Here is a 24273-nt window from a genome sequence, read left to right as displayed (position 1 = left end):
GCCGTGCATCAAAACGCTTTGAACGTCGAACCGCATTTGACCTTTCGCGAGCATCAGATACTCGAACTGGTCGCCGTCGGCTGCTCGGCCAAGCAGATCGCGATCGAGATCAACATCGCTCCACGAACCGTCGAACGGCACATCGAAAATGTGCGGCTGAAACTCAATGCGCGCAACCGCGCGCATCTGATAACCCAGGCCATGCACCTGGGCCTGCTGGTCATCGAAACACCGTCGCCCGACGAACCGACGCTCTTCGAACTCAAATGATGGTGCATCCGGCGTGAACGCTTCTGGGCACCGATAGCGAAAGCAGATGCTGACCATCGATCAGACCGGTGAATGCTGATGAAGGCCGGGAACAAGCGCCTCGCCCGGTCCCGGCCCTCATTCCTATCAGCTGTCAAATAAACGGATAGGTCACGCCATAATAGCCATAGACGCCGCGGCCGTAGTCGTCGGTATATTCGGGCACATTGTCGGTGCCATAGCGCGGCGCATCGACGAGCTGTTCCTTGGCGACGTCGACCACATAGCCGCCCTGGTCGATATCATAGGTCAGCATGTCCCATGGCAGCGGATAATGGTCGCTGCCGAGGCCGAACAGGCCGCCGAACTCCAGCACCGCATATTCGCTTTTGCCCGATCTTTTGTCGATCATGACATTTGCCACCGTTCCCAGCTTCTCGCCTTCCGGGTTATAGACTTTCGTCCCTTCGACCTTGTCCGAAGCGATGAGACGATGCGTTTCGTTTGTTTCGAGGGTGTCGGCCATGACAATCTCTCCTTGATCCATTGAGGCTGCGCACACGGCCGATCGGGATCGGCCGCGCCCTCCCACTTCCCGATCAACGGAGCGCGATACCGCATGTTCCACCGTTCATCGCAATTCGCGCCGGCTCGCCCGTTTCGATGCCGCCGTGCCCGAACGACGATTCGAGCGCGCCCATATCGTGGGGCGTGTCTGTATGCGCCGCGACCCCGGCGGCGATGACCGTACCGGTCGGGCAAGCCGCGCCCGCGCGCTGACGCGACAGAAAATTGTCAGGGCGAAGCGACGGGGTGTTCGCCCGCTGCTTGAAAGGGCGGCATCCGGCCCGTCGCTCGATGGCGCGCGATCTGGTGCTTGAACGCGGCCGCGACATGCAGGACGAGGAGTGCGAGCGTGACGAACACCAAGAGTTCGTGAACGCCGCCAAGCCGTTCGCCGGCTTCTTCGGAAATTCCGGGGATCAGCGGGAGCGGTATGCCGCCAAGCATCGGCGTCACCGATTTGCCCTCCGCGCTCGCACCGCCCGACACGGCCATCAGGCCGGTAAGCGGCAGGGCGATTAGAAGCACGTAAAATGCCCGATGCGTCCAGACGCTCGCCAGACGTTCCCAGCGCGGCAGTTCGACCGGAAAGGGCGGCGGCGGATGCGCCAGGCGCCAGGCAAGGCGGACAAACGCAAGCAAGAGGATTGTTGCCCCGAGCGTCTTGTGCATGGTGAAGAGGTCGCCGCGCGCCGGACCGCGGTCCATGCCGGAAAAGGTGAAGCCGACGACCACCTGCGCCACAATGATCAGCGCCATCAGCCAATGCAGGAGAACCGCGCCATTATTATAGCGCAACAGCCGTTCCTGCGGCGTGGCTTCGGGGACGCTCGCCATTTCGGTTCAACGCATCGTAAATACAAACGATCCATCGAGCGGGGAGTCCATCTTCCGGACAGACTGGCGCCCGCGGCGCTATTCGATCAAAATTCCGAGATCGTTTCATCCTCGATCGCCGCACGGATCATCCGGTCCCAGACATCGGCGTCGCCGACCGCGAGCATCCGCCCGCTCGGCTCGCGCAGTGTACGGAGCGCGGCGAGCGCGGCATCGGTATAGTCGGGCCATAATGCATCGACCGCCGGACCCGCCGACGTTAGTTCGCCTTCAGCATTTTTGCTCAGTGCATGACCGGCGAGCGCGCGCGCGACACGCTCGACGGGAGCGGTCGCTGCATGGTCGAGGTTGCCGTGCGACATGGTGGATCTCCTTTTCGTGACATGAGCTCAACGTCCGCATTGCCGCCGGGTTGCAGGTCGGCGCCGTTCGTAATCGAAACTGCTTTGTTCCGCCGCCTGCAACCGCCGACGGACACAATTCTTGATAAAAATTGCCGGCCCCACCTGCCGTCACGGAAACCTCGCGGCGCGCCGTTCGTTGCTCATTGCGTGAACGATGGGACGCGAAAGGAGTCGACGTGATTACCTATGCGCTTCGTTACGAGGACGACGGGATCGGCATCGAAAAACGGGTCGAATTCGAGGCCGATACGCCGGCGCAGGCGTTGTTGATCGCGCAAGGCGAGGCAGAGGGACGCTGGGCGGAACTCAGCGCGGACGGTCGGCCGATCTGCCTGCTCGGGCGCGAAAACCTGGGCGCCGGCAACTATTGGGTCATCCGGCATCAGCAGCATAGCGAGATTGTCACCCGCGCCAGCGCGCCACAGACCCCGGAGCGCGCGGTGTAGCAGACCGGAGCGCCGCCATATGGACTTTGCGACAGATCACCTCATCTTCGGCCCCGACGACGTCGATCTCGGACGCTCGCCGCTCGCCGGCGCGTTCGATGCCGAAACCTATGCGCTCGGCGCCTTCAACCCCGGCCTTACCCGGCTCGAAAACGGCAATCTGCTGATGATGGTGCGCGTCGCCGAAGCATTGCGCAATCCGACCGCCGATGGCCATGTGCGCGCCATCCGCTGGACCGAGGGCGGCTATCGGCTCGACGCCTGGCCGCTCGATCTTTGCGATACCGCCGATCCGCGCAAATTCATGGTGCACGGCGGCGCGTGGCGGGTGATGGCGCTGACCTCGCTCTCCTGGCTCCTCCCCGTCGAACTTTCGCCCGACGGGCTCGAGCGCGTCGCGATCCACTATGACAAGGCGGTGGCGCCGCAGGGCAGCTACCAATGCTATGGCGTCGAGGATGCCCGCATTTCGCGGGTGGATGGCCGCTGGCTGATGACGACCTGCTCGGTAAGCCCCGAACGGCATTCGACAACACTCTACAGCTCAACGAACGGGATCGACTGGCGCTTCGAGGACATCGTCCTCGATCACCAGAACAAGGACATGCTCATTTTCGAAGGCCGCATCGACGGGCGCTACTGGGCACAGACGCGCCCGCTGGGTGACCTCTATTTCGCCTATCCGCCGGGCTCGGAGTGGCGCGCGGGGCCGTCGATCAACCTGGCGACCTCGCCCGACGCCCTTCACTGGAAACCGCATCTCGCGCCGGGCATCCGTCCGCATGCCGATACGCTCGCAACCGCGCGGATCGGCGGCGGCACCCCGCCGATCCTCACCGATGATGGCTGGCTGACGCTCTGGCACGGGGTCGAACCCAAGGAAATCGTCGGTATCTACCGCACCTATTGGTCGCTGCTCGACCGGCGCGATCCGTCCAAAATCCTGCGAACCGGCGACCGGCCGTTGATCGAAGCCAATGCCGAGCTCACGCGCCCGCTGGAAGACCGGCTCTACGTCCGCGACGTCGTGTTCACGACGGGGATCGCCGACGGAGGCGACCATTATGTCGTCGCCTCGGGTGAAGCCGACCTCGCCTGCCGCATTACCCATATTCCGAAGGCGATTTTCGCCGCCTGAGGTGCGAGGGTCGGGCTGGCATCGAAAAAGTCCGGACACCATCACCGGCCTGCAACTATCGCCGCGTCGCGCCGTTGCCTTCTTCGAGAGGAAAAACATATGGCAAAGGTAGCGGCATCGCACCCGGGCGCACCCCGGCTCCGGGGCTTCGCCGGAATGCTCGGCGGCATCGCGCTCATGTGGTTCGCAGCACGCGCGATACGCAGGCGGGCCGGGCCGGCGAAGGCCGACCGCCATTCGGCCGCTTTTCGCGACCGCGAGACCGATGCTGAAAATTTCGATCAGACACGATCGGCCGGCCCCGACGCGATGCGCGACGGGATCCGCCGGCCATGGGAGGCGATCGATCAGGCAATCGATGAGTCCTTTCCGGCGAGCGACCCGCCGGCAACTTACGGATCCGGGAACGCCCGCCCCTCAGGCGAGGTGGCGAAGTAGGTCGTCGATCGAGGCAGTCGCGAAGCCGATCGCGCTGTCCGATATGCCGAACGGAATGAAAAGCTCGTCGCCGACGCGCATCGCGCCGCAGGTATAGACGACATTGGGCACATAGCCTTCGCGATCGCTCTCGGCGGCGGCGAGGATCGGGCAGGACGTGCGCCCGAGGATGCGCGATGGGTCGTCGCGATCGAGGAGCGCCGCCCCCAGGCTGTATTTGCGCATCGCCCCGACGCCATGGGTGAGGAGGAGCCAACCCGCATCGCACTCGATCGGGCTGCCGCAATTTCCCATCTGGATGAATTCCCAGGGAAATTCTGGGCGCATCAGGATCGACCCTTCCTCGTCCCAGCGCGTTAGCGTATCGGACGCGAGCAGGGTGATATTCTTGCCGTCCTGCCGCCCGATCATCAGATAGCGTCCGTCGATCTTGCGCGGGAACAGCGCCATGCCCTTGTGCCGCGCGGCCCGTCCGGTGAGCGGGGCGAGGCTGAAGCTTGTGAAGTCGCGGGTGCGCAGCAGTTCGGAGCGGATCGCCTGCCCCGAATAGGCGGTGTAGGTTCCGATATATTCGGTGCTGCCATCGTCGTGAACGAAGCGCACGAGGCGGAGATCCTCGAGCCCGTTACGCTGCGCCTCGGTCACGGGAAAGAGGACGCTGTTCGAGATCGCGCTGTCGGGCTGGCGGTGCACGGTCACGGCATCGTCGGGACCGATATGATGGCGGTCGTCGGCAACCGCCGCCATCGCCGGCCCCGATTGCGGCCAGAGATGGAAATCGCCGCCGGGGCCGATGATGCCCTCTCGAAAGGCCACCGAGCTGATATGCCCCTCGCCCACCGCGCGCATCGACATCAGAAAGCGCTGCTGGTGCGCGGCGAGCCCCGTCTGGTCGGGATGCGGCACGACGCTCGGGTTCATCAGCGCCGCCGCGGCATAACTATATTCGTGACAGAAATAGGCACCAATCAGGCGCCGCTTGACCGGCGAGACGCTGCTGACGTCAAGCGCCAGATCCTCGGCGATCTCGGCGAAGCGTTCGTCGAAAATGCGGCCGATCTGCCAGTGCCGCTCGGAAAAATCCTTCCAGATCAGCCCAAGCTCGAGCTCCGCCTGGTCCTCGTCGAGCGCGACGACGTCGGCGACGAGTTGCGCGGCGCGCGGCGGTTCGGAAACATTCGACGCCCAAGCAAGGTGGAAGGGTCGCAAGACGACCCGCGCGGGATCGGCGCTGAGCTTTTCATTGAGTATGTGCAGCGGCGACTGGTCGGGTCTGCAGATCAGCATCGATAAGGCCCGCCTTTTCTTTGATCCCTGCCTGCCAGAATAGGTCGTCCATCGCGTGATAGGCAAGGTGAAATGCCAGCACCGACTCGGCGCCGACATTCGTATTGACGCCCCGCGGGGTCAGTCCGTCGCAGCAGCGCCCGGTCGCGGCGTTCGCGAGCGCGAGCCGGTCGTTGTCACCGTGGAACCAGCGCCAGGCCATATCGGCGCGCGCGCTCCAGCGCGGCAGCCCGGTCGAGACGAAAGCTTCGCCGCAAGCGGCAATCGTCGCCCACGCCTCGAGCGGCTGCTGGTCGAAGGGCAAGGTTTCGCCGGCGAGACCGAAACCCTCGGACCCCGCCGGGCGGAACCATCCGCCCGCGCCCGTCTGGCGGTCGCAAAGCCAGTCGAGCGCCGCAAGCCCCGCCGTTCGGCAGCCAAACGCAACCTATGAGGAAGTCTCGAATTACGAGACGTTAACGATATTGGGACATGATCTCGACATGAAACGATCGGACACCCCCACACCGATCGAGTCGCCGTGGCGCTTGCGGATTTTCCCAAGCCCGGCGACTCTTCCGCTATCGGTCTATCGCGACTTCGTCGACATGCTGTTCAGCATGCGGCTTCCCATATTCGGCCTCGGCGCGGTGTTCGTCGGTGTGTGCATCCTTGTCGGCCGCGAGCTAGGCAGCAACTTTCTTCTCGCCCTCGGAGCGCTGGGGATGCTGACGACGTTTCTGCGGCTCGCCACGCTTCGCGCTTATTCCCGGGCTCGTCCGGTCCGCGATTTCGACGAACTGAGGCGCTGGGAGCGCCGCTATGCGATCGGCAATTATGCATCGGCCGTGCTGCTTGCGCTCCTCAATCTGGTAGCCATCGCCGCCCATTATCCCTTGCTCCACCTCATCACCGTCAGCCTCGTCTTCGGCTTTGGCGCGGGCATCGTTTCGCGGACCTCGATCCGGCCGAAAATCTGCGTAACCAGCCTGCTGATCGCGACCGTGCCGACCGTCGCCGCGCTGGCCTGGCACCCGATGCAGCCGCATGCGATGCCCCTCCATGCCGAGCTGTTTCTGATCGAGGCCTTCATCGTCGCCATGATAACCGGGCTCAGCCTCCAGACCGTTGCCCACCTCTATCGCTCGGCGGTCGAGCACCACACGGCGCGGCACGACATGGCGAAGCTCGCCCGGACCGATGCCCTCACCGGCCTGTCGAACCGCCTGCTGCTGCGCGAACTTTTCCAGGATCGCGCCGCGACGGCGATGCGCGCGAAGAATCTAGTCGCGCTGCATTTTCTCGATCTCGACGGCTTCAAGGCGATCAACGATCGCTACGGCCACCCGGCGGGCGATGCGCTGCTCGAACAGGTCGCGCGCCGGCTCGAAGGGATGGTGCGCAGCGACGATGTCGTCGCCCGGCTCGGCGGCGACGAATTCGTCGTGCTGCAGGTCGACCTGAGCGACGAAAGCGAAGCCGAACTCCTGGCCCGCCGGATCATCCGCGAGATCAGCAAACCCTATCTCGTGGACGATATATCGATGTCGGTATCGGTCAGCGTCGGGATCGCCACCGCCCCGAAACTCGGCGTCGAACTGGAACGGCTCCTCTCGTGCGCCGATGCCGCGCTCTATCGCGCGAAGGCCGGAGGGAAAGCGCGAGCCCTCTTCTGCGTCGAGGAAGACGCCGCGATCGCCAATATCGCGGCGTGACGCGGAGAGTGAAATGGGCTTGCCGCGATCATTGGTATCGATGTTTCGGCGCGGCCCATTGACAGGGCGTCGTCGAAGTCTGCGCTTACCGGCTCGCCAGGACGAAATCGCCGGCATGCCGTTTCAGCTCGCCGAGCGCGATGCCGGGGCGATAGAGCGCGCCGCCCAGCCCGAACCCGGACGCGCCCGACGCTCTCCACAGCGCCAGTTTATCGGGGGTGATGCCCCCCGTGACGATCACGGGGACACCGGAAGGCAAGACCGTTTTCAACGCTTTCAAGATAGGCGGAGACGAGGCTTCGGCGGGGAAATATTTCAGCGCCGTCGCCCCGGCTGCGTGCGCCGCGAACGCCTCCGACGGGGTCAGGAAGCCCGGGACCGACGCGAGGCCCGCTTCCACTGTCGCGGCGATGACGGCGGGGTCGGTGTTGGGTGACACGACGAGCCGCCCGCCCGCCGCGGCGACATCGGCCACCTGGCTGCACGACAAGACAGTCCCCGCACCAACAACCGCCCGGTCGCCCACCGCACCGGCCAGAATAGCGATGCTGCGCAGCGGGTCGGGCGAATTCAGCGGGACTTCGATGAGGGTAAACCCCGCATCGACGAGCACCTCGCCCGCCGCCGCCGCCTCTTCCGGCCGGATGCCCCGGAGAATGGCGATAAGCGGGCATTGCGCCAGCGCCGCGGCGAAATCCATCATAGCTCCTTCCAGATTCGGGTGATGCCGGCGACAAAGGCGGCATGGCTGTCGACAAGGATCGCCGAGCCGCCGAGTTCCTCGATCGCGCAGCGGTAAAGCCCGCCGAGATGGGCGTCGGCAAGCACATGCACCGGCTCCGACGGATCGGTGAGGCGCGCGCGGACGTCGCTGCCAATAAGCAACCCGCTGGTGAAGGACGCGCTTTGTTCGAGCGGCAGCGAACCAAGCAGGCGGGCCGCGCGGACGGAGAAGAGCAGCGACAGCAGATCCTGCCCCTGCGCCTGGCGGACGCCCGCCAGAAACCCTTCGTTCGGTCCAACATCGCCGTCGAGCAGATCGGCGAGCAGGCTGTGCTGCTTGAGTAGCGCGAATAATTCACCGGTCATCGTCGTGGTGAAATCGACAAGCCGGCCGTCCGCGACCCGCGCCCATTTGCAATGAGTGCCGGGCTGACAGAGCATCGCCCCATCGGGCACCAGCCCCGCCTCGAGCGCGCCGAGAAACTGCACTTCCTCGCCGCGCATCACGTCGGCGCGGCTGTCGTCGAGGCGGCACACGCCGGGGACGATCGCGGTGCGCCGCGCCTCGATCCACTGCGTGCCGCGCGCGATGGCGGCAAAATCGGCGGGCGCCGGCACATAGGGAATTTCGTGCCAGCCGCGCTTCGACCCGACCATGCCGGCGCACAGCATCGGGGCATCGCCAAAGCGCCCACGAATGCCCGCCGCCTCGGCATCGAAACTGCCCGGCGCAATCGCCAGCACGCCGCGGTCGTCACGTTCGGTTTCGATCACCGCACCGCCCGCGTCGATGCTGTACACGCGGCGGTTGGTGGTGCCCCAGTCTACGGCGAGAAAATGTCCGTCCATGCGCCGTCCGACCTACCACCAGGTCGCATAGAGCGCGATCAGTATCGCGATCACCGCGCCGCTTGCCACGTTGAAACCGGTCGTGGTCCGAAAGCTGACGCCTTCGGCGGTAATGCGATCCTTGTCGGCGGTCGCGGGCATCAGCAGCGACAGGCCGACCGCCAGCACGAGTGCGATCAGGAACACAATCCCCATGCGATCCATGAACGGTATCGCGGGCGCGAGCACCTTGAACAGATAGGAGAAGCCGACCGATGCGACCGCCGCAGCAATCGCGCCCGCCTCGCTCGCGCGCTTCCAGAACAGGCCGAGCAGGAAGATCACCGTGATACCCGGCGTGAAGAAGCCCGAAAATTCCTGGATGAACTGGAAAGCCTGGTCGGAACCGCCGAGCAAGGGGCGCGCCGTGACCAGCGCGAGCAAAGTCGCGACCACCGCGACGATGCGCCCGACGAGCACCAGCTTCTTCTCGCCCGCCTCGCTCCGTTCGCCGGCATGCGCGGGCGAGAATTTGGCATAGAGGTCGAGCGTGAAGATCGTCGCGATCGAATTGATCTTCGACGCGGTCGACGCCACCACCGCGGCCATCAACGCGGCAAAGACAAGGCCCAATATCCCCGCGGGCAGCAGCCGCATCATCGTCGGATAGGCTTCGTCGGGTTTCGCGAGGTCGGGCGCAAGCATCACCGCGGCGATGCCCGGCAGCACGACGATCACCGGCATCAGCAGCTTGAGAAAGGCGGCGAACACGATGCCCTTCTGAGCTTCGGCCAGATTTTTTGCGGCGAGCGCGCGCTGGATGATATATTGGTTGAACCCCCAATAGGACAGGTTCGCGATCCACATGCCGCCGATCAGCACCGAGATGCCGGGCAGATCCTTGTAGAAGGGGTTGTCGGCAGTCAGGATCATGTCGAAATGCCCCGGCAGTTCGCTGGCCAGGCGGCTGAAGCCCCCGATGATGCCCGCGTCACCGCCGATTTCGCTGAGCGTGATGCCCGAGATGAGCAGACCGCCCAGAACGAGCAACGTGACCTGGACGATGTCGGTGAGCGCGACCGCCTTCAACCCGCCGTAAAGCTGGTAGAGCAGCGCAAAGCCGCCGAGCGCGAACAGCGCGACATCCTGATCGACCCCCGCGACCTTGTTGACCGCGATCGAACCGAGCCACACGATCGAGGTGAGGTTTACGAAGATATAGAGCGCGAGCCAGAAGATCGCCATCAGCGTGCGGATGTTGGTGCCGTAGCGCTGTTCGAGGAACTGCGGCATCGTGAAGATCTCGTTGCGGATGAAGATCGGCAGGAAAAATTTGCCGACGATCAGCAGCGTGAGCGCCGCCATCCATTCGTAGGAGGCGATCGCCAGACCGATCGCATAGCCCGATCCCGACATGCCGACGATCTGCTCGGCCGAAATATTGGCGGCGATCAGCGACGCGCCGATCGCCCACCAGGGCAGATTCTTCGACGCGAGGAAATAGTCGGCGCTGTCCTTGGCCTTGCCGCCCTTTTCGCGGCTGACCCACTGCGCGAGCCCGAAAATCCCGATCGCATAAGCGACGATCACCGCCACATCGAGAGTCGTCAGCGTCATATTCGGCATCCCCTTTCCCGCGGTGTCCCGCAAACGCCGCGCCGAAAAACGCGCGATCGTCTATTTATACGATTTATAGGCTTTATATTTATATGATCTATGCCACTTGTCTAGAGCCTAGCTGCGAGCGATACGAAGCGCGAGGGAGCCGCGCGCGGCAGGATGCTGTAAAATGCCCGATTTGGCATAGCGGACAAGAGAGGGAAGAGCGTGCAACCAGGTGATCCGGCGGAACTGCGAACCCGATTGGGGCGCAACCTGACCTATGGCCTCCTCGATTCGCTGGGCCGCGCGATCGTCATCGGCGCTTATGAAGACCAGCCCTTTCCGACCGAGGCCGAGCTGGCGAAGCAGCATGGCGTCAGCCGGCAGGTGACGCGCGAGGCGGTGAAGATGCTGACCGCCAAGGGCCTGCTCAGCGCGCGCCCGCGCCAGGGGACGATCGTCCAGCCCGCGACGACGTGGAACCTGTTCGACACCGACGTGCTGCGCTGGCTTCTCGAGCGCAAATTCTCGGTCGACCTGCTGCGCCAGTTCAATCAGCTGCGCGTCGCGATCGAGCCCGAGGCGGCCGCGCTCGCCGCCGTCAATGCGAGCGACGCCGATCTCGAACCGATTTTCGCAGGCCTGAAGCGCATGGAAGCGGCCGAGCGCGGGTTCGACGATCCGCTCGACGCCGACATCGCCTTTCACGTCGCCATCCTGCGCGCGTCGGGCAACCCCTTCTTCGTCCAGTTTCGCGACGTGGTGACGACCGCGCTGCGCAGCTCGATCCGCTTCACGAACCGCATCAAGGGCCGGTCGGCGAGCGTTCCCGATCATGCCGCGGTCAGCGAGGCGATCGCGCGCCGCAACCCCGACCGCGCGCGCAAGGCGATGAAGAAGATCATCGGCGACGTCCTCGACCTCATCGAAACGAGCGAAACCTAGTCGGTCATGGCGATCGGCAGGATCGCACCGCCGGGCGCGTAGCCGACGCGCTCGACCGCTATGCGGCGTTCGCCCTGCAACGGCGTGCTTTTGTCGCGTGTCGGCCAGCGGTGATAGACGATCAGCCAGTCGCCGCTGGCGGGGTCGCGCACGAAGCTGTGATGTCCCGGACCCTGATGGTCCGCATCGGACTGCAGCAGCACCCCGCGATAGCGCCAGAGGCCGACGGGCGAAGCGCCGGTCGCATAATGAACCGAATAACCGGCGCTGTTCCATGCGCCGTGACTGTAGGAAAGATAATAGACCCCGCCGCGTTCGTGCATGAAGGCGCCCTCGGTAAAATGGGGCGGCTGTTCGGTCGCGACCTCGTTGGCGATCGACAGCAGATCATCCGCCAGCCGATAGATGCGAAGGCGCGATCCGGCGCTGCCACCGGCGTAGAGGTAAAAACGGCCGCTCGCGGGATCGCGAAATGCCATCGGGTCGATTGCCTCGAAACCCTCACCGCCAGTGAGCAGCGGGCGGCCGGAGTCCGCGAACGGGCCCTGCGGCCGATCGGCGACCGCGACGCCGATCCGGCTGGGCGTGGGATTTTGCGGACCGACCGAATAAAAAAGATAGTAGCGACCGTTCGCCGCGATCAGCGCCGGTGCCCACAGATAGTGGCGAGGAGCGCCGTCATCGTCGATCCAGCCGATCGCGTCACGACGCAGGATGACGCCGCGAAACCGCCAGTGCCGCAAATCGCGCGTCGTCCAGGCCGACAGCCGGTCTCCGCCGCCGGTCGGATAGACCCATAGTTCGTCGCCGATCGCCACCGCATGCGGGTCGGCCCCGACAATCGATTCTCCCCCGGCAGATTCGGCGGGCGGGACCGGACCGGGCAACATCATCGCTGCCGCGGCCGCCCACGCCCACCGAGGGCGGGAGGATATCATCAGAAGCGCGCGCGCAGGCTCGCTCCATAGAAGCTGTCGTCGACGCGAATGTCGTGCGGGAAGGCGGGCGTGTGGAAATAGCTGTAATATTTGCTCTTGAGGACGTTCACGCCGTCGACGCTGAGCGCCAGATTCTCGTTGATGTCATAGCTGACCGAGAAATCGAGCCGGCCGTTCGCTTTGACGCGATTGAACTTCGCGCCGTCACCCGGCACCAGCAGGCCGCCGCCGAACAGACCCTCGTTAAACTTGCCGCGCCAGGTATAAACGACGCGCGCGGTGAAGCCGTATTTCTCGTACAGCCCGCCGATATTATAGCTGTATTTCGACACGCCGAGAAGCGGTTCGCCGACGAGCGGATCGGTCGGGGTCTTGATCTTGCTGTCGGCGAAGGTGAAGTTTCCAAACATGCCGAGGCCGTCGAGCCCTTCGGGCAGGAAATCGAAGAACATCTGGCCGCTGACCTCGACGCCCTTCAGCTGCGCGCCGCCCAGGTTGCGCGGACGCGAGATATTATAGGTGATGCCGTCGATAACCTCGGGCTCGACGCCGATCGCCACGCGATCCTTGATCTCGCGATAATAGACCGCGGCCGACACATAGCTCGACGGGCCGAAATAATATTCCGCCGTCGCATCCCATGCTTCCGATTTCTGCGACCGCAAATCCGGATTGCCGCCATTGCCATTGGGGCGGATATTCGCGTTGTTCGGCACTTGATAGAAAAGGCCGGGATTAAGGTCGCCGAACGCCGGGCGCGACAGCGTCTTGGCGTAGCTGGCACGCAGCTGGAGCTCGGGCGTCAGCTTCAGCCGGACGCTGGCGTTCGGCAGGAAGTCGGTTTCGGTGCTCGACCGCCGGACGGGCGTCAGCACGCCACTCACCCGGCCCGTCCCTTGCAGGTCACGGTCGTTCGTTACCCAGCGCACGCCGACAAGGCCGTCGACCAGCATGTCGCCGCCAAGGTCGGCGGCATATTTGACCTGCACATAGCCCGACATCGTCTTTTCGTTCGCACGGTAGCTGCGCGATGGATCGGGCGCGGGATCACCCGTCGGGGCGCCATAGAGCTGGCGCAGAAGGTCGGTGTTTTCGCGCAGGAAGTCAGGATCGGGGGTGTACCAGTTCGCCCCGTTGTTGATGAACGGGATCGACGCCGGCGACAGGATCAGGAAATCGGAAGGCAGCCCGACCGAATTGACCTGCGTGACGCGGTTGCCTCCGGGCGCGGCGGGGCCGCCGGCGAAGCCTTCGAACGACGCCTTGCGGTCCGCATAGCGGAAGCCGAGCTGGATCTGGTCGATGAAGCTTTCGACGTCGTAGCTGAAGTCGGTCCGCCACGCCTTCAGCGAGCTTTTCGATGTGTTGATGTCCTGGAACAGGCTGTTCGCAAAGCGGAAATCATTGGGATCGCTCAGCGGATCGCCCGTCATCACGGTCGTGCCATGCCCGTTGTCGTTGATAATGACATTCACCGCGGGGATCGTCTTGCCGATATCGACGATGATGTTGCGCGCCTTGAACGTGGTGTCGAAATAGGAAAGATCACTTTCGAAATGAATGCGGTCATTATCGTACCGCATGCCGCCCGCGATCAGCCACTGGTCGGTCTTGTCGCGCTTGGCCTGCGTGCTGGTGAGGCCGGGAACATTGTTGAAGGTCGCGCTTTCGCCGAGGCACAGATTCTGGGTGGTCCCGCCGTTTCTGGTCGGGAAGCCGCCGCCGTCGACCTGCGCCGTGAAACATTCGTCGCCCGCCACGGCATTGGTGATGCTTTGCGCCGCAAAAATGTCGGAGAAGATGAAATTGGTGGCGAAGCGCGAGCGATAGCCGCTGTAGAGGCCGTCGACGTACAGCTCGAGTTCGGGGGTCGGTTTCCACTGGAGCGCGAGGTTCGCCTGCGGACGGCTGTAGCTGCCGGTGTCGGTCAACCCGCCGACGCACGTCGGCAGCACGATCCCCGCGGCACCCGGAGGGCCGTTGGAGCCCGAGCGCGGGTCGCAGTTGAACGAAATCGGCCGGTTGAAATTCTGATCCGAGTAGGAAATGTTGAGGAGCGCGCCGAATTCGCCGTCGCCGACGTTCCAGCGGCCGCTGATCAGCCCGCCGACCGTATAGCTGAACTTGTCGACTTCCTTGCCATAGGTGCCGCGCCCGTTGAGCGCGACACTGATGCCTTCCTTGAAGTTGAACGGCTTTTGCAGCTTGAGGTTGATCACCCCGGCAACCCCGCCTTCGAGCAGATTGGCCGAGTTGGATTTATAGACTTCCGCACCCGCCAGCGCCTCGGCGGGCAGGTCCTGAAAGGCGAAGCCGCGGCCGACACCGGTGAAAATCTCGCGTCCGTCGAGCGTCGTCAAAATATCGCCGATGCCGCGCACGAGCGGGCTGACAACCTCGTTGTTGAAGCCGTTGACGGTCTGGATGCCGGGCACGCGCTGCAGCGCCGCGGCGACCGTCGAATCGGGGAATTTGCCGATGTCGTCGGCGACGATGACCTCGACCACCTGGTCCGAATTGCGCTTGATGTTGCGTGCGGCCTGCAGGCTGGCGCGCTGGCCGGTCACGACGATTTCGCGATCGGTCGCCGGGGTGCCTTCGCTGGCCACGCTGCCGGTTTCCACCTGCTCGTCCGCCGTCTGCGCCGCGGCGGACGCCGATGCGAGCAGGGCCGCCATCGACGCACTCGTAAACATGAACAATCTGGTCTTCATCGGTCGTCTCCCCATAGAGCTGCCAGGTGGTGTTCACCCGATCTTGTTGATTTTAAATATCTTATTTGTAATACAAATTATTCAGGCACAAAAATTTGAAGGATTGGAAGGGCGTTATTTCGTCGGCACGACGCCCTTCGGTGCGGCGGTCAGGCGCTTGATCAGGTCGACTTCCGCCTGGCGATAGGGCGTGCCGTCGCTGCGCAGAACTTCGTGGAACCAGATCGGCGGCTCGTCGCCGGTGTAGGGCTTTTTCCAGCTATCCCACGGCAGCCGCGTCTGCGATTTGCCGTCGACGAAGCCCCAGTTGATCATCGCGACGCCATATTTCTTGCCCAGCGGCAGCGAGCCGTCGAAGGTCGATCCATTGCCGCGCGCCATATATTCGGTGCACAGCAGCGGCCGGCCATAGACTTGCAGCTGCTTGACGCGGCCTTCGAAAGTTTCCGGCCAATTATAATCGTGGAAGGAAATGACGTCCGACTGCGCGACCTGGATCTTCTCGACCGCATCGAGCTTTTTCATGTCCGACCAGTCGTCGCCGATCCACAGCCCGCTGGTCAGCGGCTGTTTCGGCTTTGCACTGCGCGCCCAATCGAAGACCTGACCGAGCAGTCCGGCGACCATCGCCTTCTTGTTCGGCGTCGGTTTGTAATTGCCGCCGCCCTCGTTGTTCGGCTCGTTCCAGACGTCCCAGGCGAGGACGCGATCGTCGTTCGCGAAATGGCCGACGACGTCCTTCACATAGGCTTCAAGCTTGCCATGCTGCGGCTTGTCGGCAAGCCGCGCGGCGCCCGGCGCCTGCATCCAGCCGCTGTTGTGGACGCCGGGGATCGGCGGATGCTGCGGGCCCGCAACGGGGTTCGGGTCCCAGCAGCTGTCGAACAGCACGAACATCGGCTTGATCTTGTGCTTCGCCGCGATCGCAAGGAACTGGTCCATCCGCTGCTTCAGCCCCTCGGGATCATTTTCCCAGAGCAGATTGTGCAGATAGACGCGCATCGTGTTCATGCCCATCGCCGACGCCCAGCCGAGTTCCTTGTCGATCGTTGCGGGATCGAAGGTTTCCGCCTGCCACATCTCGAACTGGTTGATCGCGGTCGCGGGGTTGTAATTGGCCCCGACGAGCCACGGCTGCGCCTCGTACCAGCTGTGCGCCTGCGCCTTGGTCCAGCGTTCGGCGGCATGCGCGGGCGATATCAGGAACAGCGCGGCGCAGACGAGCGCCATCAATGTGCGAAGCATCTCACTCTCCGAAAAAGAGACGGTAAACCATCTTGTTTATATAGGTTTCGCCCGGGGCCAGCCGGGCCGAACCGAGCGCGGGCTGGTTCGGCGTGTCGGGAAAAATCTGCGGCTCGAGCACGATCGCATCGCCCTGGCGATAGAGCTTGCCCGCCTTACCGACGACAGTGCCGTCGAGGAAATTGCCCGAATAAAATTGCACCCCGGGCTGGTTCGACCAGAGCTCGAAGCCGCGGCCCGAAACGGGCTCCTCGACCCGCGCGAGCTGGCGCAGCGCCTTCGACACGGTCTTCGCGACGACGAAATTATGGTCATAGCCCTTGCCGATCACGATCTGCGGATCGCTTGCGTCGCGCACCCGCTCACCGACCGCATGCGGCGTGTTGAAATCGAACACCGTGCCCGCGACAGGCTGGAACACGCCGGTCGGGATCAGCGTCGCGTCGACCGGGGTATAGGCCTGGGCGGGGATAGTCAGCACATGCCCCATCGCCCCCTGCCCCGATCCCTCGCCCGCGAGATTCCAATAGCCGTGGTTGGTGATGTTGACGATCGTCGGCTTGTCGGTCGTTGCGCGATATTCGATGCCGAGCTCGTTCTTCTCGTTGAGCGAATAGGTAGCAAGCACGGTAAGCTTGCCCGGATAGCCCTGATCGCCGTCGGGGCTGACATAGCGCAGCGTGACCGACGCCGTGTCGCCCTTCTTGACCTCGACAACCTCCCACAGCACCTTGTCGAAACCCGCGGTGCCGCCATGGAGCGAGTTGCCGATGTTGTTGACCGGCGTCTGATATTGCTTGCCGTCGAGGCTGAACTTGCCCTTGGCGATGCGGTTGGCGAAGCGGCCGACCGTCGCGCCGAAATATTCGGATTTGGCGAGATAACCGTCGAGCGAGGGATAACCGAGCTGGACGTCGGCAACCTTGCCCTGCTTGTCGGGCATCATCAGCGACTGGATCGCGGCGCCCCAGTTGATGATCGTCGCCGAGACGCCCTTCGCATTGGTTAGCGTCACCGCCTCGACCTGCCGTCCGTCGGGCAGCGCCCCAAAAGGCTTGCGCTGGATTTCCGCCGCGCCCGCGGGGGCAAGGGCCAGCGCCCAGCCGGCCGCCCCGATTGCGAGCGATGCCGCAAGCTTCGCCTTCATGATGATCTCTCCCTTTTCATGGTCTATCACGCACCCTTTTGCGAGTAAAGCCGTTTAATATGATAATTAACTTGCGAATTGGCGTGGAGCGAATCCCCGGACGCCGGCATCGACCTCGAACAAGGCACCGGCGTGCAGCGACCCGGTGTCGTCTTCGGCGGCAGAGGTGACGAACAGGCGGTCCAAATCGGCACCCGCGAAGGCGCAGCTGGTGAGTTGTACCGCGGGCAGCGCGATACTGCGGTCGAGGCTGGCGTCGGGGGCATAGCGTTCGATGCGGCCGGCACCCCAGAGCGCGATCCACAGCCCGCCTGCGGCATCGAAGGTCATGCCGTCGGGAGTGCCGTCGCTATCCGAAAAATCGAGAAAAATGCTGCGATCGTACAGACGGCCGTCGTCGGCGATGCGATAGCGATAGACGTGGCCGAGCTTGCTGTCGGTGTGGAACAGATGCTCGCCGCCGGGCATCAGCGCGGGGCCGTTCGCGATCGTATAGCCGGTATCGACGCGGGTGACGCGGCGGTCGGGGTCAAGCCGATAGAGGCTGCCGCTCGCACCCTCGCAATCGAACGGCATCGTCCCCGCCCAGATGCGCCCCGCGTCGTCGGCCTTGGCGTCGTTCATCCGGTTCGCGGGCAGGTCGGGCTCGGGGTCGTGGAACGGCGTCACGGTGAAGGGATCGAGCCACAGTTCGGCGAAACCGCTTTGCAAACCGGCGATGAAACCATCACCCGACGCGCGTTCGATCACCCAGCCGATCGGCTCGGCGAGCGTCCAGCGGGTTACGTCCCCGCCCGCGAGGTCGAGGCGATTGAGCGCGCAGCCGAGGATGTCGACCCAGTACAGCGCATTGTCGCGCGGCGACCACAAAGGCCCCTCGCCCAGCCGGTCGCGCGTGCCGCGCTCGACGATCGCGAAAGCGCTCAATGGCTATCCCTCGGAAGTCCGGCATTTTGGGCGAGCCGCTGAAATCTGGTCGCGTCCTCCAGCGCGGCGCCGCCATCGAACTGGCCGACCAGCTGGCGCTGGATTTCCTGCCACGGCGTCTGCGACGCCGGATAGGTATAGCCGCCCGCCGCCTCGAGCCGGCTCCGCCGCGCGGCAAGCTCGGCGTCGTCGACCAGCATGTCGGCGGTCCGGCGGACGAGGTCGACCCGAATGATGTCGCCCGTCGCCAGCAGCGCCAGCCCGCCGCCGGCCGCCGCCTCGGGCGAGGCGTTCAGGATCGAGGGGCTGCCCGACGTCCCCGACTGCCGCCCGTCGCCGATGCAGGGCAATGTATGGATCCCCCGCTTGATCAGCGCGACGGGTGGCTGCATGTTCACGACTTCGGCGCCGCCCGGATAGCCGATCGGCCCGGCGCCGCGGATGGCCAATATGCAGTCCTCGTCGATGTCGAGCGCCGGATCGTCGATGCGCGCGTGATAATCTTCGGGACCGTCAAAGACGATCGCGCGGCCTTCGAAGACGTTTGGCCGATCGGGGTCCGACAGGTAGCGCGCGCGAAAGGCGTCGGAGATCACGCTCGCCTTCATCACCGCCGAATCGAACAAATTGCCGCTGAGCACCATCAACCCCGCATCCTCGCGAAGCGGTGAGGTAAAGGGCCGGATCACCGCCGCGTCCTGCGTCATCGCTTCACCGCAATTTTCGGCGAGCGTGCGGCCGTTGGCGGTCAGCACATTCCCGTCGAGCAGTCCCTCGCGCAGCAGCTCGCCGATCACCGCGGGAACGCCGCCGGCGCGATAGAAATCCTCGCCCAGATATTCGCCCGCGGGCTGCAGATTGACGAGCAGCGGAACATCCTCGCCCTCGCGCTGCCAGTCGTCCATCGTCAGTTCGACGCCGATATGACGCGCGATCGCGTTGAGATGGATCGGCGCATTCGTCGACCCGCCGAGCGCGGCATTGACCTTGATCGCATTCAGAAACGCGGCGCGGGTCAGGATGTCGGAGGGCTTGCGATCGGCGTGGACCATCTCGACGATCGTGCGGCCGGTCTGCCACGCGCATTCCTGGCGATCGCGATAGGGCGCAGGGATCGCCGCCGATCCCGGCAACGCCATGCCCAGCGCCTCGGCCAGGCTGTTCATCGTCGTCGCGGTGCCCATCGTGTTGCAATAGCCGGTCGACGGCGCCGAGGAGGCGACGAGTTCGACAAAGCCCTTATAGTCGATTTCGCCCGCCGCGAGCATCTCGCGCGCTTTCCAGACGATCGTCCCCGACCCGGTGCGCTGCCCCTTGTACCAGCCGTTGATCATCGGCCCCACCGACAGCGCCGCCGCGGGGATGTTCACCGTCGCCGCGGCCATCAGGCACGCGGGGGTCGTCTTGTCGCAGCCGATGGTGAGCACGACGCCGTCGAGCGGATAGCCATAGAGCGTCTCGACGAGCCCGAGATAGGCGAGGTTGCGGTCGAGCCCCGCCGTCGGCCGCTTGCCCGTTTCCTGAATGGGGTGCACCGGAAATTCGATCGGGATGCCGCCCGCGTCGCGGATCCCCTGCTTCACCCGATCGGCGAGGATGATGTGGTGGCGATTGCATGGCACAAGATCGCTGCCCGTCTGTGCGATCCCGATGATCGGACGGTTCGACTGCAACTCCTCGAGCGACAGGCCATAGTTCAGATAGCGCTCGACATAGAGCGCGGTCATGTCGGGATTGTCGGGATTGTCGAACCACGATCGCGACCTCAGGGCCGGCCGCTTCGATCCGCCGTCGTGCTTGTCGTCCGTCACATTATTTCCTGACTTGGGTTCAATGTCATTTGAAGGCCGCGACCAGCTTGTCATACTGCGCCTTGCTGATCTCGATCATCGATCCGTGCCGCGCACCCGCGGGCACCGCGTAGCGGTTCCATTCGGTCACCCCGCTGTTCCCCGACATCTGGAACCACGGCCCCTCCAGCCGCGGCGCTTTCGACAGGCCATAGCTGGTGCCGGCATATTGCTCGTAATAGAGCAGCCAGTCGGCGCCGTTGGGGGCGCGGATGATCGTCGGCGCCTCGCGGAAATTGGGGCTGAGCGCCGGGCCGGGGGTCGGATAGGGGCCGGTCATGTCCTTCGCGCAGGTGATGCGGACGGTCTTGCCCTTTGTCCAGGCATAGGAGGGGTAACGCTCGTCCTTCAGGAGCGCGCAATAGCCGCCCTCGGGGTTCGGCTGGATGACCGTGTCGATCGTCGCCATCTCCCATTCGAACAGGCGCCGCGGCGGCCCGGCAAAGCTTTTGAGGTCGGGCGACAGGACATAAAGCGTGCGCTGGCTTTCCCAATAGCGCTCGGGGTCGCTCGCCGATCCCGGCACGGTCGGCGTGTGCCAGCTCAGCAGGAAGCGCTTCGACGGCTTGTCGAAATAGAGTTTGGGCGCGCCGATGCGCTGCAGCGGGTTGGCCAGCCCGACCGCCGACTGCAGATCGGGCTGATAGGTGCCATAGGGCGCCCAGTTCACCAGATCGTCCGACACCCAGAAACGGATCAGCGGATCCTCGTCGTTCTTGTTGCCGACCAGATAATAGCGCCCGTCGGGACCCTGTGCGATCGAAGCGTGGCCGTGATAATCCTTCGACACCGGCTTTCCGCCATTGAGCTCAGTCCAGTAGAGGCCGTCGCGGCTGACCGAGTAATAGAGGATGCCGTAATGGCCCGTTTTCATATGCGCGAACAGATAGGCTTTGTCGGGATGGACATAGGTGTCGGGCGCCGAGGACGGCTGCGTGTTATCCTGCGCCAGCCCGGGCGCGATGAACGCGGCGAATGCAAGGCAAGCCATCGACAATCTGCGAAGCGACATGATCTCTCCCCTCTGCGGACCTTGCGCGGCCCCTTGCATATGCTTTGATCTCGTATAAGCAGATATATATGATAAATAAAGAGGATGCGATGGGCGAGAAGAAAGATTTTTCAGGAGCGAGCGAAGGCGCGGAAATCCGCCTCGCGCTGGTCGGCATCGGCAAGATCGCACGCGATCAGCACCTGCCGGCGATCGCCGCCGATCGGCGCTACCGGCTGGCCGCAACGGCGAGCCGCAACGATTCGGTCGACGGCGTGCCGGGCTATCGCAACATCGACGAGTTGCTTGCTTCCGGCCTGCCGCTCGACGCCGTATCGCTATGTACGCCGCCCGAAGGACGCGCTGATATCGCGCGCCGCGCGATCGATGCCGGTCTGCATGTCATGCTCGAAAAGCCCCCCGGCGTGACCGCCGAAGAGGTGCACGCGCTCGCGCGCCACGCGTTGGGAAAGGGCGTCACCCTGTTCGCCTCCTGGCACTCGCGCGAAGCCGCTGCGGTCGATACCGCGCGCGATTGGCTGTCGGGTCGTGCCGTCACCGGCGGGCGGATCATATGGAAAGAGAATATCCGTCAGTGGCATCCGGGGCAGGAATGGATATTGGAGCGCGCGGGCATGGGCGTCTTCGACCCGGCGATCAACGCATTCTCGATCCTGACCCGTATCCTGCCGGCACGCTTCGAGGTCGAGGCGGCGACCCTCGACATTCCGGGCAACCGGTCGGCGGCGATCGCCGCGGCCTGCACGCTGCGCAGCGCCGAAGGCTATGCGATCGAAGCCGAGCTCGATTTTCTGTTCGGCGGCGCGCCGCGCTGGGATATCGAAATTGAGACCGACGCCGGGCGGCTAATCCTGCGCGACGGCGGCGCCACGGTCGAGCTGCCCGGCGCCGCGCCGCATAGCAGCGAAAATTTCGAATATCCGCGCCTCTATGATCGCTTCCACGCGCTGGTCGAGGCCGCCGAAATCGAAGCCGACACCGCGCCGCTCGAACTCGTCGAACAAGCCTATGACCTCGGCACGCGCCGCAGCGTGCCGCCGTTTGAATTTTGAGAGGAAACCGGCGGGAGACTGGTGATGCGGAACGATAGCGAAGCCCTCGACCGGCGAACCCTTCTCCGGCTGGCCAGCGGAACGGCGCTGGCGATGGGAGCGTCCCGCGCGCTCGCCGCGCCCCCCGCGCCCATCGACGTCGCGCAAATCTGGCCGGGCCGCGAACTTGTCCGGCTCTGGCCAGGCGCGGCGCCGGGAACACCCGCGCGCCTGCCGCCGTTCAGGATCGAGGACCGCGGCACCCCGACCTTCCTCAACCGCGTCGTGACCGGGATCCGCGATCCCGCAATGATCGTCTGCCGTCCCGCCAGACCGAATGGCACCGCGATATTGCTGATGCCCGGCGGCGGCTATGGGGTCGAATATGTCGACAACGACGGCCTGCGCGAAGCCGACTATTGGACGGCCCGGGGCATCACCGCCTTCATCCTCGTCTATCGCCTGCCCGGCGAAGGCTGGGTCCGGCATTCGGACGTTCCGTTGCAGGATGCGCAGCGGGCGCTGCGGCTGATCCGCGCCCACGCCGACGATTATCGCATTGCGTCCGACCGTATCATGCTCCTCGGTTCGTCGGCGGGCGGCCACCTCGCGGGATCGCTCGCAACGCGTTTCGGCGAAGACGTCTATTCTCCTGTCGATGCCGCCGACCGACGATCGGCGCGGCCCGATCTGGCGGCGTTGCTCTATCCCGTCATCTCGATGCAGGCGGACATCACGCATCCCGGTTCGCGCGCGGCGCTGATCGGCGCGGACGCGCGCCCGTCCCTTGCCGACCGATATTCGGTCGACCGCCGCATTGCCGCCGATACCCCGCCAATGTTTCTCGTCGCGGCGGGCGATGATGACATCGTGCCGGTCGAAAACAGCATCCTCGCCTATCGGGCGATGCTCGCGCGAGGGCGCAGCGTATCGATGCACCTGTTCGAAACCGGCGGGCATGGCTTCGGCCCGAACTTGCCCGCCGCGAGCCCCGCGTCGCGCTGGCCCGATCTGCTTCTGGCCTTTGCCGCCGCCCGCGGGCTTCTGGAATGAAGCCAGTGCCGGACGCGCCTAGCGCTCGCGGCCACCCGACGGCACCGGAAGCCTTTTTCCGATAGCGACGGGCGCGCCGAAATCCGGCCAGCCCGCGCCAGTCCATCCAAAACGCTGGATATGCGGCGCCCGTTTCGCCGTGCAGCCCATGCCCGCGGCCGGATTGGCATGATAGATGATCCAGTTCTCCCGGCCGTCGGGCGACCGGAAAAAGCCGTTGTGCCCGGTCGCATAAACGCCGTTGGCACTTTTGACGACGGGCTGCGGCGACTTGCTCCACGCAGCGGCGTCGAGCGGGTCGGCGCCGGGCGGCGCGCGGAGCAGCCCCAGCGAATAATCGTCCGACCAGCAGGCGCTGGCCGAATAGGTCAGGAACAGATCACCCTTCGGGCCGGGCAGGAATTCGGGTCCCTCGACGATCTGCCGCCCGCCCTGCCGTTCCCAGACATGGTCGGGCCGCGCGATCACCGCCTCGCGTCCTTTCAGGGTCCAGGGACTCTCCATCTCGGCAATCGCGATCGCGCTGTCGGGCCCGATATAGGGCGAATAGGCGAAATAGCGTTTGCCGCCGTGATCGAAGACGGTGCCGTCGATCCCGGCGTGCTCCGTATTGACGCGGCCGCGATCGACCCATTTTCCGCGCAACGGATCGGGGCCCGCATTTTCCAGGACAAAGACCGCGCGATGATCGTCGTCGGTGAACCCGCTGGCGGTCGCCGAATAATAGAGAAACCATTTGCCATCGATGCGATGCAGTTCGGGCGCCCATATCGAATGCGCATTCGCGCCCTCTTTCGGCGGCGTCCAGACGGTCACCGGCTCGACCTCGCCCAGCCTCGCGACATTGTCGGTCCGCCACAGCGCGATCCGGTCGCCGAGCGTGTGGGTGTAGTAATAATATCCGCCGACCTGCAGGATCCACGGATCGGGGCCCGAGGGAAGCAGCGGGTTGGCGAAGGTGGAGACACCCGCCTCCTCAGCCGCCGCAGGCAATGCGAGACCGCCGATTGCCGCGACCGCAACACCCCACGCGACCCGCCGGACGAAACGGCGCGCAAGACGGTTGGCCGAACCCGAAAAAAGCATGCACCTCTCCTCATCGTTCTGATCATTATTTATAATATAAGTATGATCAAATTGGCAACCGACGACTTGGGCGCGTATGCATGGATGCGTTCTGGCCGGTAGCGGCCTGTCAGCT

24 protein-coding genes are annotated in these 24273 nt (G+C 64.5%); 8 read left to right on the top strand and 16 right to left on the bottom strand.

All coding sequences use genetic code 11. From position 1 onward, the window contains the following. The first annotated feature begins 3 nt into the window (after window positions 1-3). On the top strand, window positions 4-270 hold the full coding sequence (locus ACTJI5_RS09815) for a response regulator transcription factor (RefSeq protein WP_052187702.1): 267 nt from the start codon (window positions 4-6) through the stop codon (window positions 268-270). A gap of 133 nt (window positions 271-403) precedes the next feature. Here the strand turns inward: ACTJI5_RS09815 and ACTJI5_RS09810 are convergent, their stop codons facing one another. The 3 genes from ACTJI5_RS09810 to ACTJI5_RS09800 all read right to left on the bottom strand — a co-directional run bounded on the left by ACTJI5_RS09810 (window position 404) and on the right by ACTJI5_RS09800 (window position 2012). Then, on the bottom strand, window positions 404-775 hold the full coding sequence (locus tag ACTJI5_RS09810) for a PRC-barrel domain-containing protein (protein ID WP_058537310.1): 372 nt from the start codon (window positions 773-775) through the stop codon (window positions 404-406). 269 nt (window positions 776-1044) lie between these two features. Beyond that, window positions 1045-1650: a cytochrome b gene (locus ACTJI5_RS09805; RefSeq protein ID WP_440860165.1), complete on the bottom strand. Its 606-nt coding sequence runs from the start codon at window positions 1648-1650 to the stop codon at window positions 1045-1047. 86 nt (window positions 1651-1736) lie between these two features. Next, entirely contained in the window at window positions 1737-2012 is a 276-nt protein-coding gene (locus tag ACTJI5_RS09800; RefSeq protein ID WP_310255246.1) for a hypothetical protein, read from the bottom strand. Between the two features lie 218 nt (window positions 2013-2230). Here ACTJI5_RS09800 and ACTJI5_RS09795 point away from each other — a divergent pair, with 218 nt between their 5' ends. The 3 genes from ACTJI5_RS09795 (at window position 2231) to ACTJI5_RS09785 (ending at window position 4076) form a co-directional block, all read left to right on the top strand. Then, the gene (locus ACTJI5_RS09795) at window positions 2231-2500 is read left to right on the top strand and encodes a hypothetical protein (protein WP_058537314.1); all 270 of its coding nucleotides are present in this window, start codon (window positions 2231-2233) and stop codon (window positions 2498-2500) included. 19 nt (window positions 2501-2519) lie between these two features. After that, on the top strand, window positions 2520-3638 hold the full coding sequence (locus ACTJI5_RS09790) for a glycosidase (protein ID WP_440860164.1): 1119 nt from the start codon (window positions 2520-2522) through the stop codon (window positions 3636-3638). Window positions 3639-3794: 156 nt separating this feature from the next. Beyond that, complete coding sequence (locus tag ACTJI5_RS09785) at window positions 3795-4076, top strand: hypothetical protein (RefSeq protein ID WP_440860163.1); 282 nt, start codon at window positions 3795-3797, stop codon at window positions 4074-4076. Here ACTJI5_RS09785 and ACTJI5_RS09780 read toward each other — a convergent pair. Next, the gene (locus tag ACTJI5_RS09780) at window positions 4056-5363 is read right to left on the bottom strand and encodes a glycoside hydrolase family 130 protein (protein WP_440860162.1); all 1308 of its coding nucleotides are present in this window, start codon (window positions 5361-5363) and stop codon (window positions 4056-4058) included. The genes ACTJI5_RS09785 and ACTJI5_RS09780 overlap by 21 nt on opposite strands. Beyond that, window positions 5317-5667 (bottom strand): hypothetical protein, encoded by a 351-nt coding sequence (locus tag ACTJI5_RS09775; RefSeq protein WP_440860161.1) that lies wholly within the window; start codon window positions 5665-5667, stop codon window positions 5317-5319. The genes ACTJI5_RS09780 and ACTJI5_RS09775 overlap by 47 nt, the downstream gene beginning before the upstream one ends. Before the next feature lie 178 nt (window positions 5668-5845). On the opposite strand from ACTJI5_RS09775, the gene ACTJI5_RS09770 reads away from it, so the two are divergent. After that, window positions 5846-7057, top strand: a complete 1212-nt coding sequence (locus tag ACTJI5_RS09770) for a GGDEF domain-containing protein (RefSeq protein WP_310255241.1) — start codon at window positions 5846-5848, stop codon at window positions 7055-7057. A gap of 85 nt (window positions 7058-7142) precedes the next feature. On the opposite strand, the gene ACTJI5_RS09765 is transcribed toward ACTJI5_RS09770, so the two are convergent. Genes ACTJI5_RS09765 through ACTJI5_RS09755 form a run of 3 tightly spaced genes read right to left on the bottom strand, consistent with a single transcriptional unit; the run spans window position 7143 to window position 10225 of the window. Continuing rightward, on the bottom strand, window positions 7143-7760 hold the full coding sequence (locus ACTJI5_RS09765; RefSeq protein ID WP_439511066.1) for a 2-dehydro-3-deoxy-6-phosphogalactonate aldolase: 618 nt from the start codon (window positions 7758-7760) through the stop codon (window positions 7143-7145). Further along, window positions 7757-8629: a 2-dehydro-3-deoxygalactonokinase gene (locus tag ACTJI5_RS09760; protein ID WP_440860160.1), complete on the bottom strand. Its 873-nt coding sequence runs from the start codon at window positions 8627-8629 to the stop codon at window positions 7757-7759. Before ACTJI5_RS09760 ends, ACTJI5_RS09765 begins: the two co-directional genes overlap by 4 nt. Before the next feature lie 12 nt (window positions 8630-8641). Beyond that, window positions 8642-10225: a sodium/sugar symporter gene (locus ACTJI5_RS09755; RefSeq protein WP_440860159.1), complete on the bottom strand. Its 1584-nt coding sequence runs from the start codon at window positions 10223-10225 to the stop codon at window positions 8642-8644. Between the two features lie 210 nt (window positions 10226-10435). Here ACTJI5_RS09755 and ACTJI5_RS09750 point away from each other — a divergent pair, with 210 nt between their 5' ends. After that, complete coding sequence (locus ACTJI5_RS09750) at window positions 10436-11155, top strand: FadR/GntR family transcriptional regulator (protein ID WP_058537320.1); 720 nt, start codon at window positions 10436-10438, stop codon at window positions 11153-11155. Here ACTJI5_RS09750 and ACTJI5_RS09745 read toward each other — a convergent pair. The 7 genes from ACTJI5_RS09745 to ACTJI5_RS09715 form a co-directional block, all read right to left on the bottom strand. After that, entirely contained in the window at window positions 11152-12048 is an 897-nt protein-coding gene (locus tag ACTJI5_RS09745; protein ID WP_440860158.1) for a family 43 glycosylhydrolase, read from the bottom strand. The two genes, ACTJI5_RS09750 and ACTJI5_RS09745, sit on opposite strands and share 4 nt — an antisense overlap. A 44-nt stretch (window positions 12049-12092) precedes the next feature. Beyond that, a complete protein-coding gene (locus ACTJI5_RS09740) occupies window positions 12093-14807 on the bottom strand; it encodes a TonB-dependent receptor (RefSeq protein WP_440860157.1) in 2715 nt (904 codons plus the stop codon). 114 nt (window positions 14808-14921) lie between these two features. After that, a complete protein-coding gene (locus ACTJI5_RS09735) occupies window positions 14922-16052 on the bottom strand; it encodes an endo-1,4-beta-xylanase (protein WP_440860156.1) in 1131 nt (376 codons plus the stop codon). Window position 16053: 1 nt separating this feature from the next. Continuing rightward, a complete protein-coding gene (locus ACTJI5_RS09730; protein WP_440860155.1) occupies window positions 16054-17199 on the bottom strand; it encodes an aldose epimerase family protein in 1146 nt (381 codons plus the stop codon). 66 nt (window positions 17200-17265) lie between these two features. After that, entirely contained in the window at window positions 17266-18126 is an 861-nt protein-coding gene (locus ACTJI5_RS09725; protein ID WP_440860154.1) for an SMP-30/gluconolactonase/LRE family protein, read from the bottom strand. Beyond that, entirely contained in the window at window positions 18123-19853 is a 1731-nt protein-coding gene (locus ACTJI5_RS09720; RefSeq protein WP_440860326.1) for an IlvD/Edd family dehydratase, read from the bottom strand. Before ACTJI5_RS09720 ends, ACTJI5_RS09725 begins: the two co-directional genes overlap by 4 nt. 109 nt (window positions 19854-19962) lie before the next feature. Continuing rightward, on the bottom strand, window positions 19963-20988 hold the full coding sequence (locus tag ACTJI5_RS09715; RefSeq protein ID WP_440860153.1) for a glycosyl hydrolase family 43: 1026 nt from the start codon (window positions 20986-20988) through the stop codon (window positions 19963-19965). An 89-nt stretch (window positions 20989-21077) separates the two neighbouring features. On the opposite strand from ACTJI5_RS09715, the gene ACTJI5_RS09710 reads away from it, so the two are divergent. Beyond that, window positions 21078-22040 (top strand): Gfo/Idh/MocA family protein, encoded by a 963-nt coding sequence (locus ACTJI5_RS09710; RefSeq protein WP_440860325.1) that lies wholly within the window; start codon window positions 21078-21080, stop codon window positions 22038-22040. 24 nt (window positions 22041-22064) lie between these two features. Then, entirely contained in the window at window positions 22065-23072 is a 1008-nt protein-coding gene (locus ACTJI5_RS09705; protein WP_440860152.1) for an alpha/beta hydrolase, read from the top strand. Between the two features lie 18 nt (window positions 23073-23090). On the opposite strand, the gene ACTJI5_RS09700 is transcribed toward ACTJI5_RS09705, so the two are convergent. Then, window positions 23091-24158, bottom strand: a complete 1068-nt coding sequence (locus ACTJI5_RS09700) for a glycoside hydrolase family 43 protein (RefSeq protein ID WP_440860151.1) — start codon at window positions 24156-24158, stop codon at window positions 23091-23093. Window positions 24159-24273: the final 115 nt, after the last annotated feature.

It is taken from the genome of Sphingopyxis sp. 22461 (genome assembly GCF_052044915.1).
GTDB lineage: Bacteria > Pseudomonadota > Alphaproteobacteria > Sphingomonadales > Sphingomonadaceae > Sphingopyxis.
Note: the sequence above shows the minus strand (reverse complement) of the source record. Positions and strands in the feature narration are given on the sequence as shown.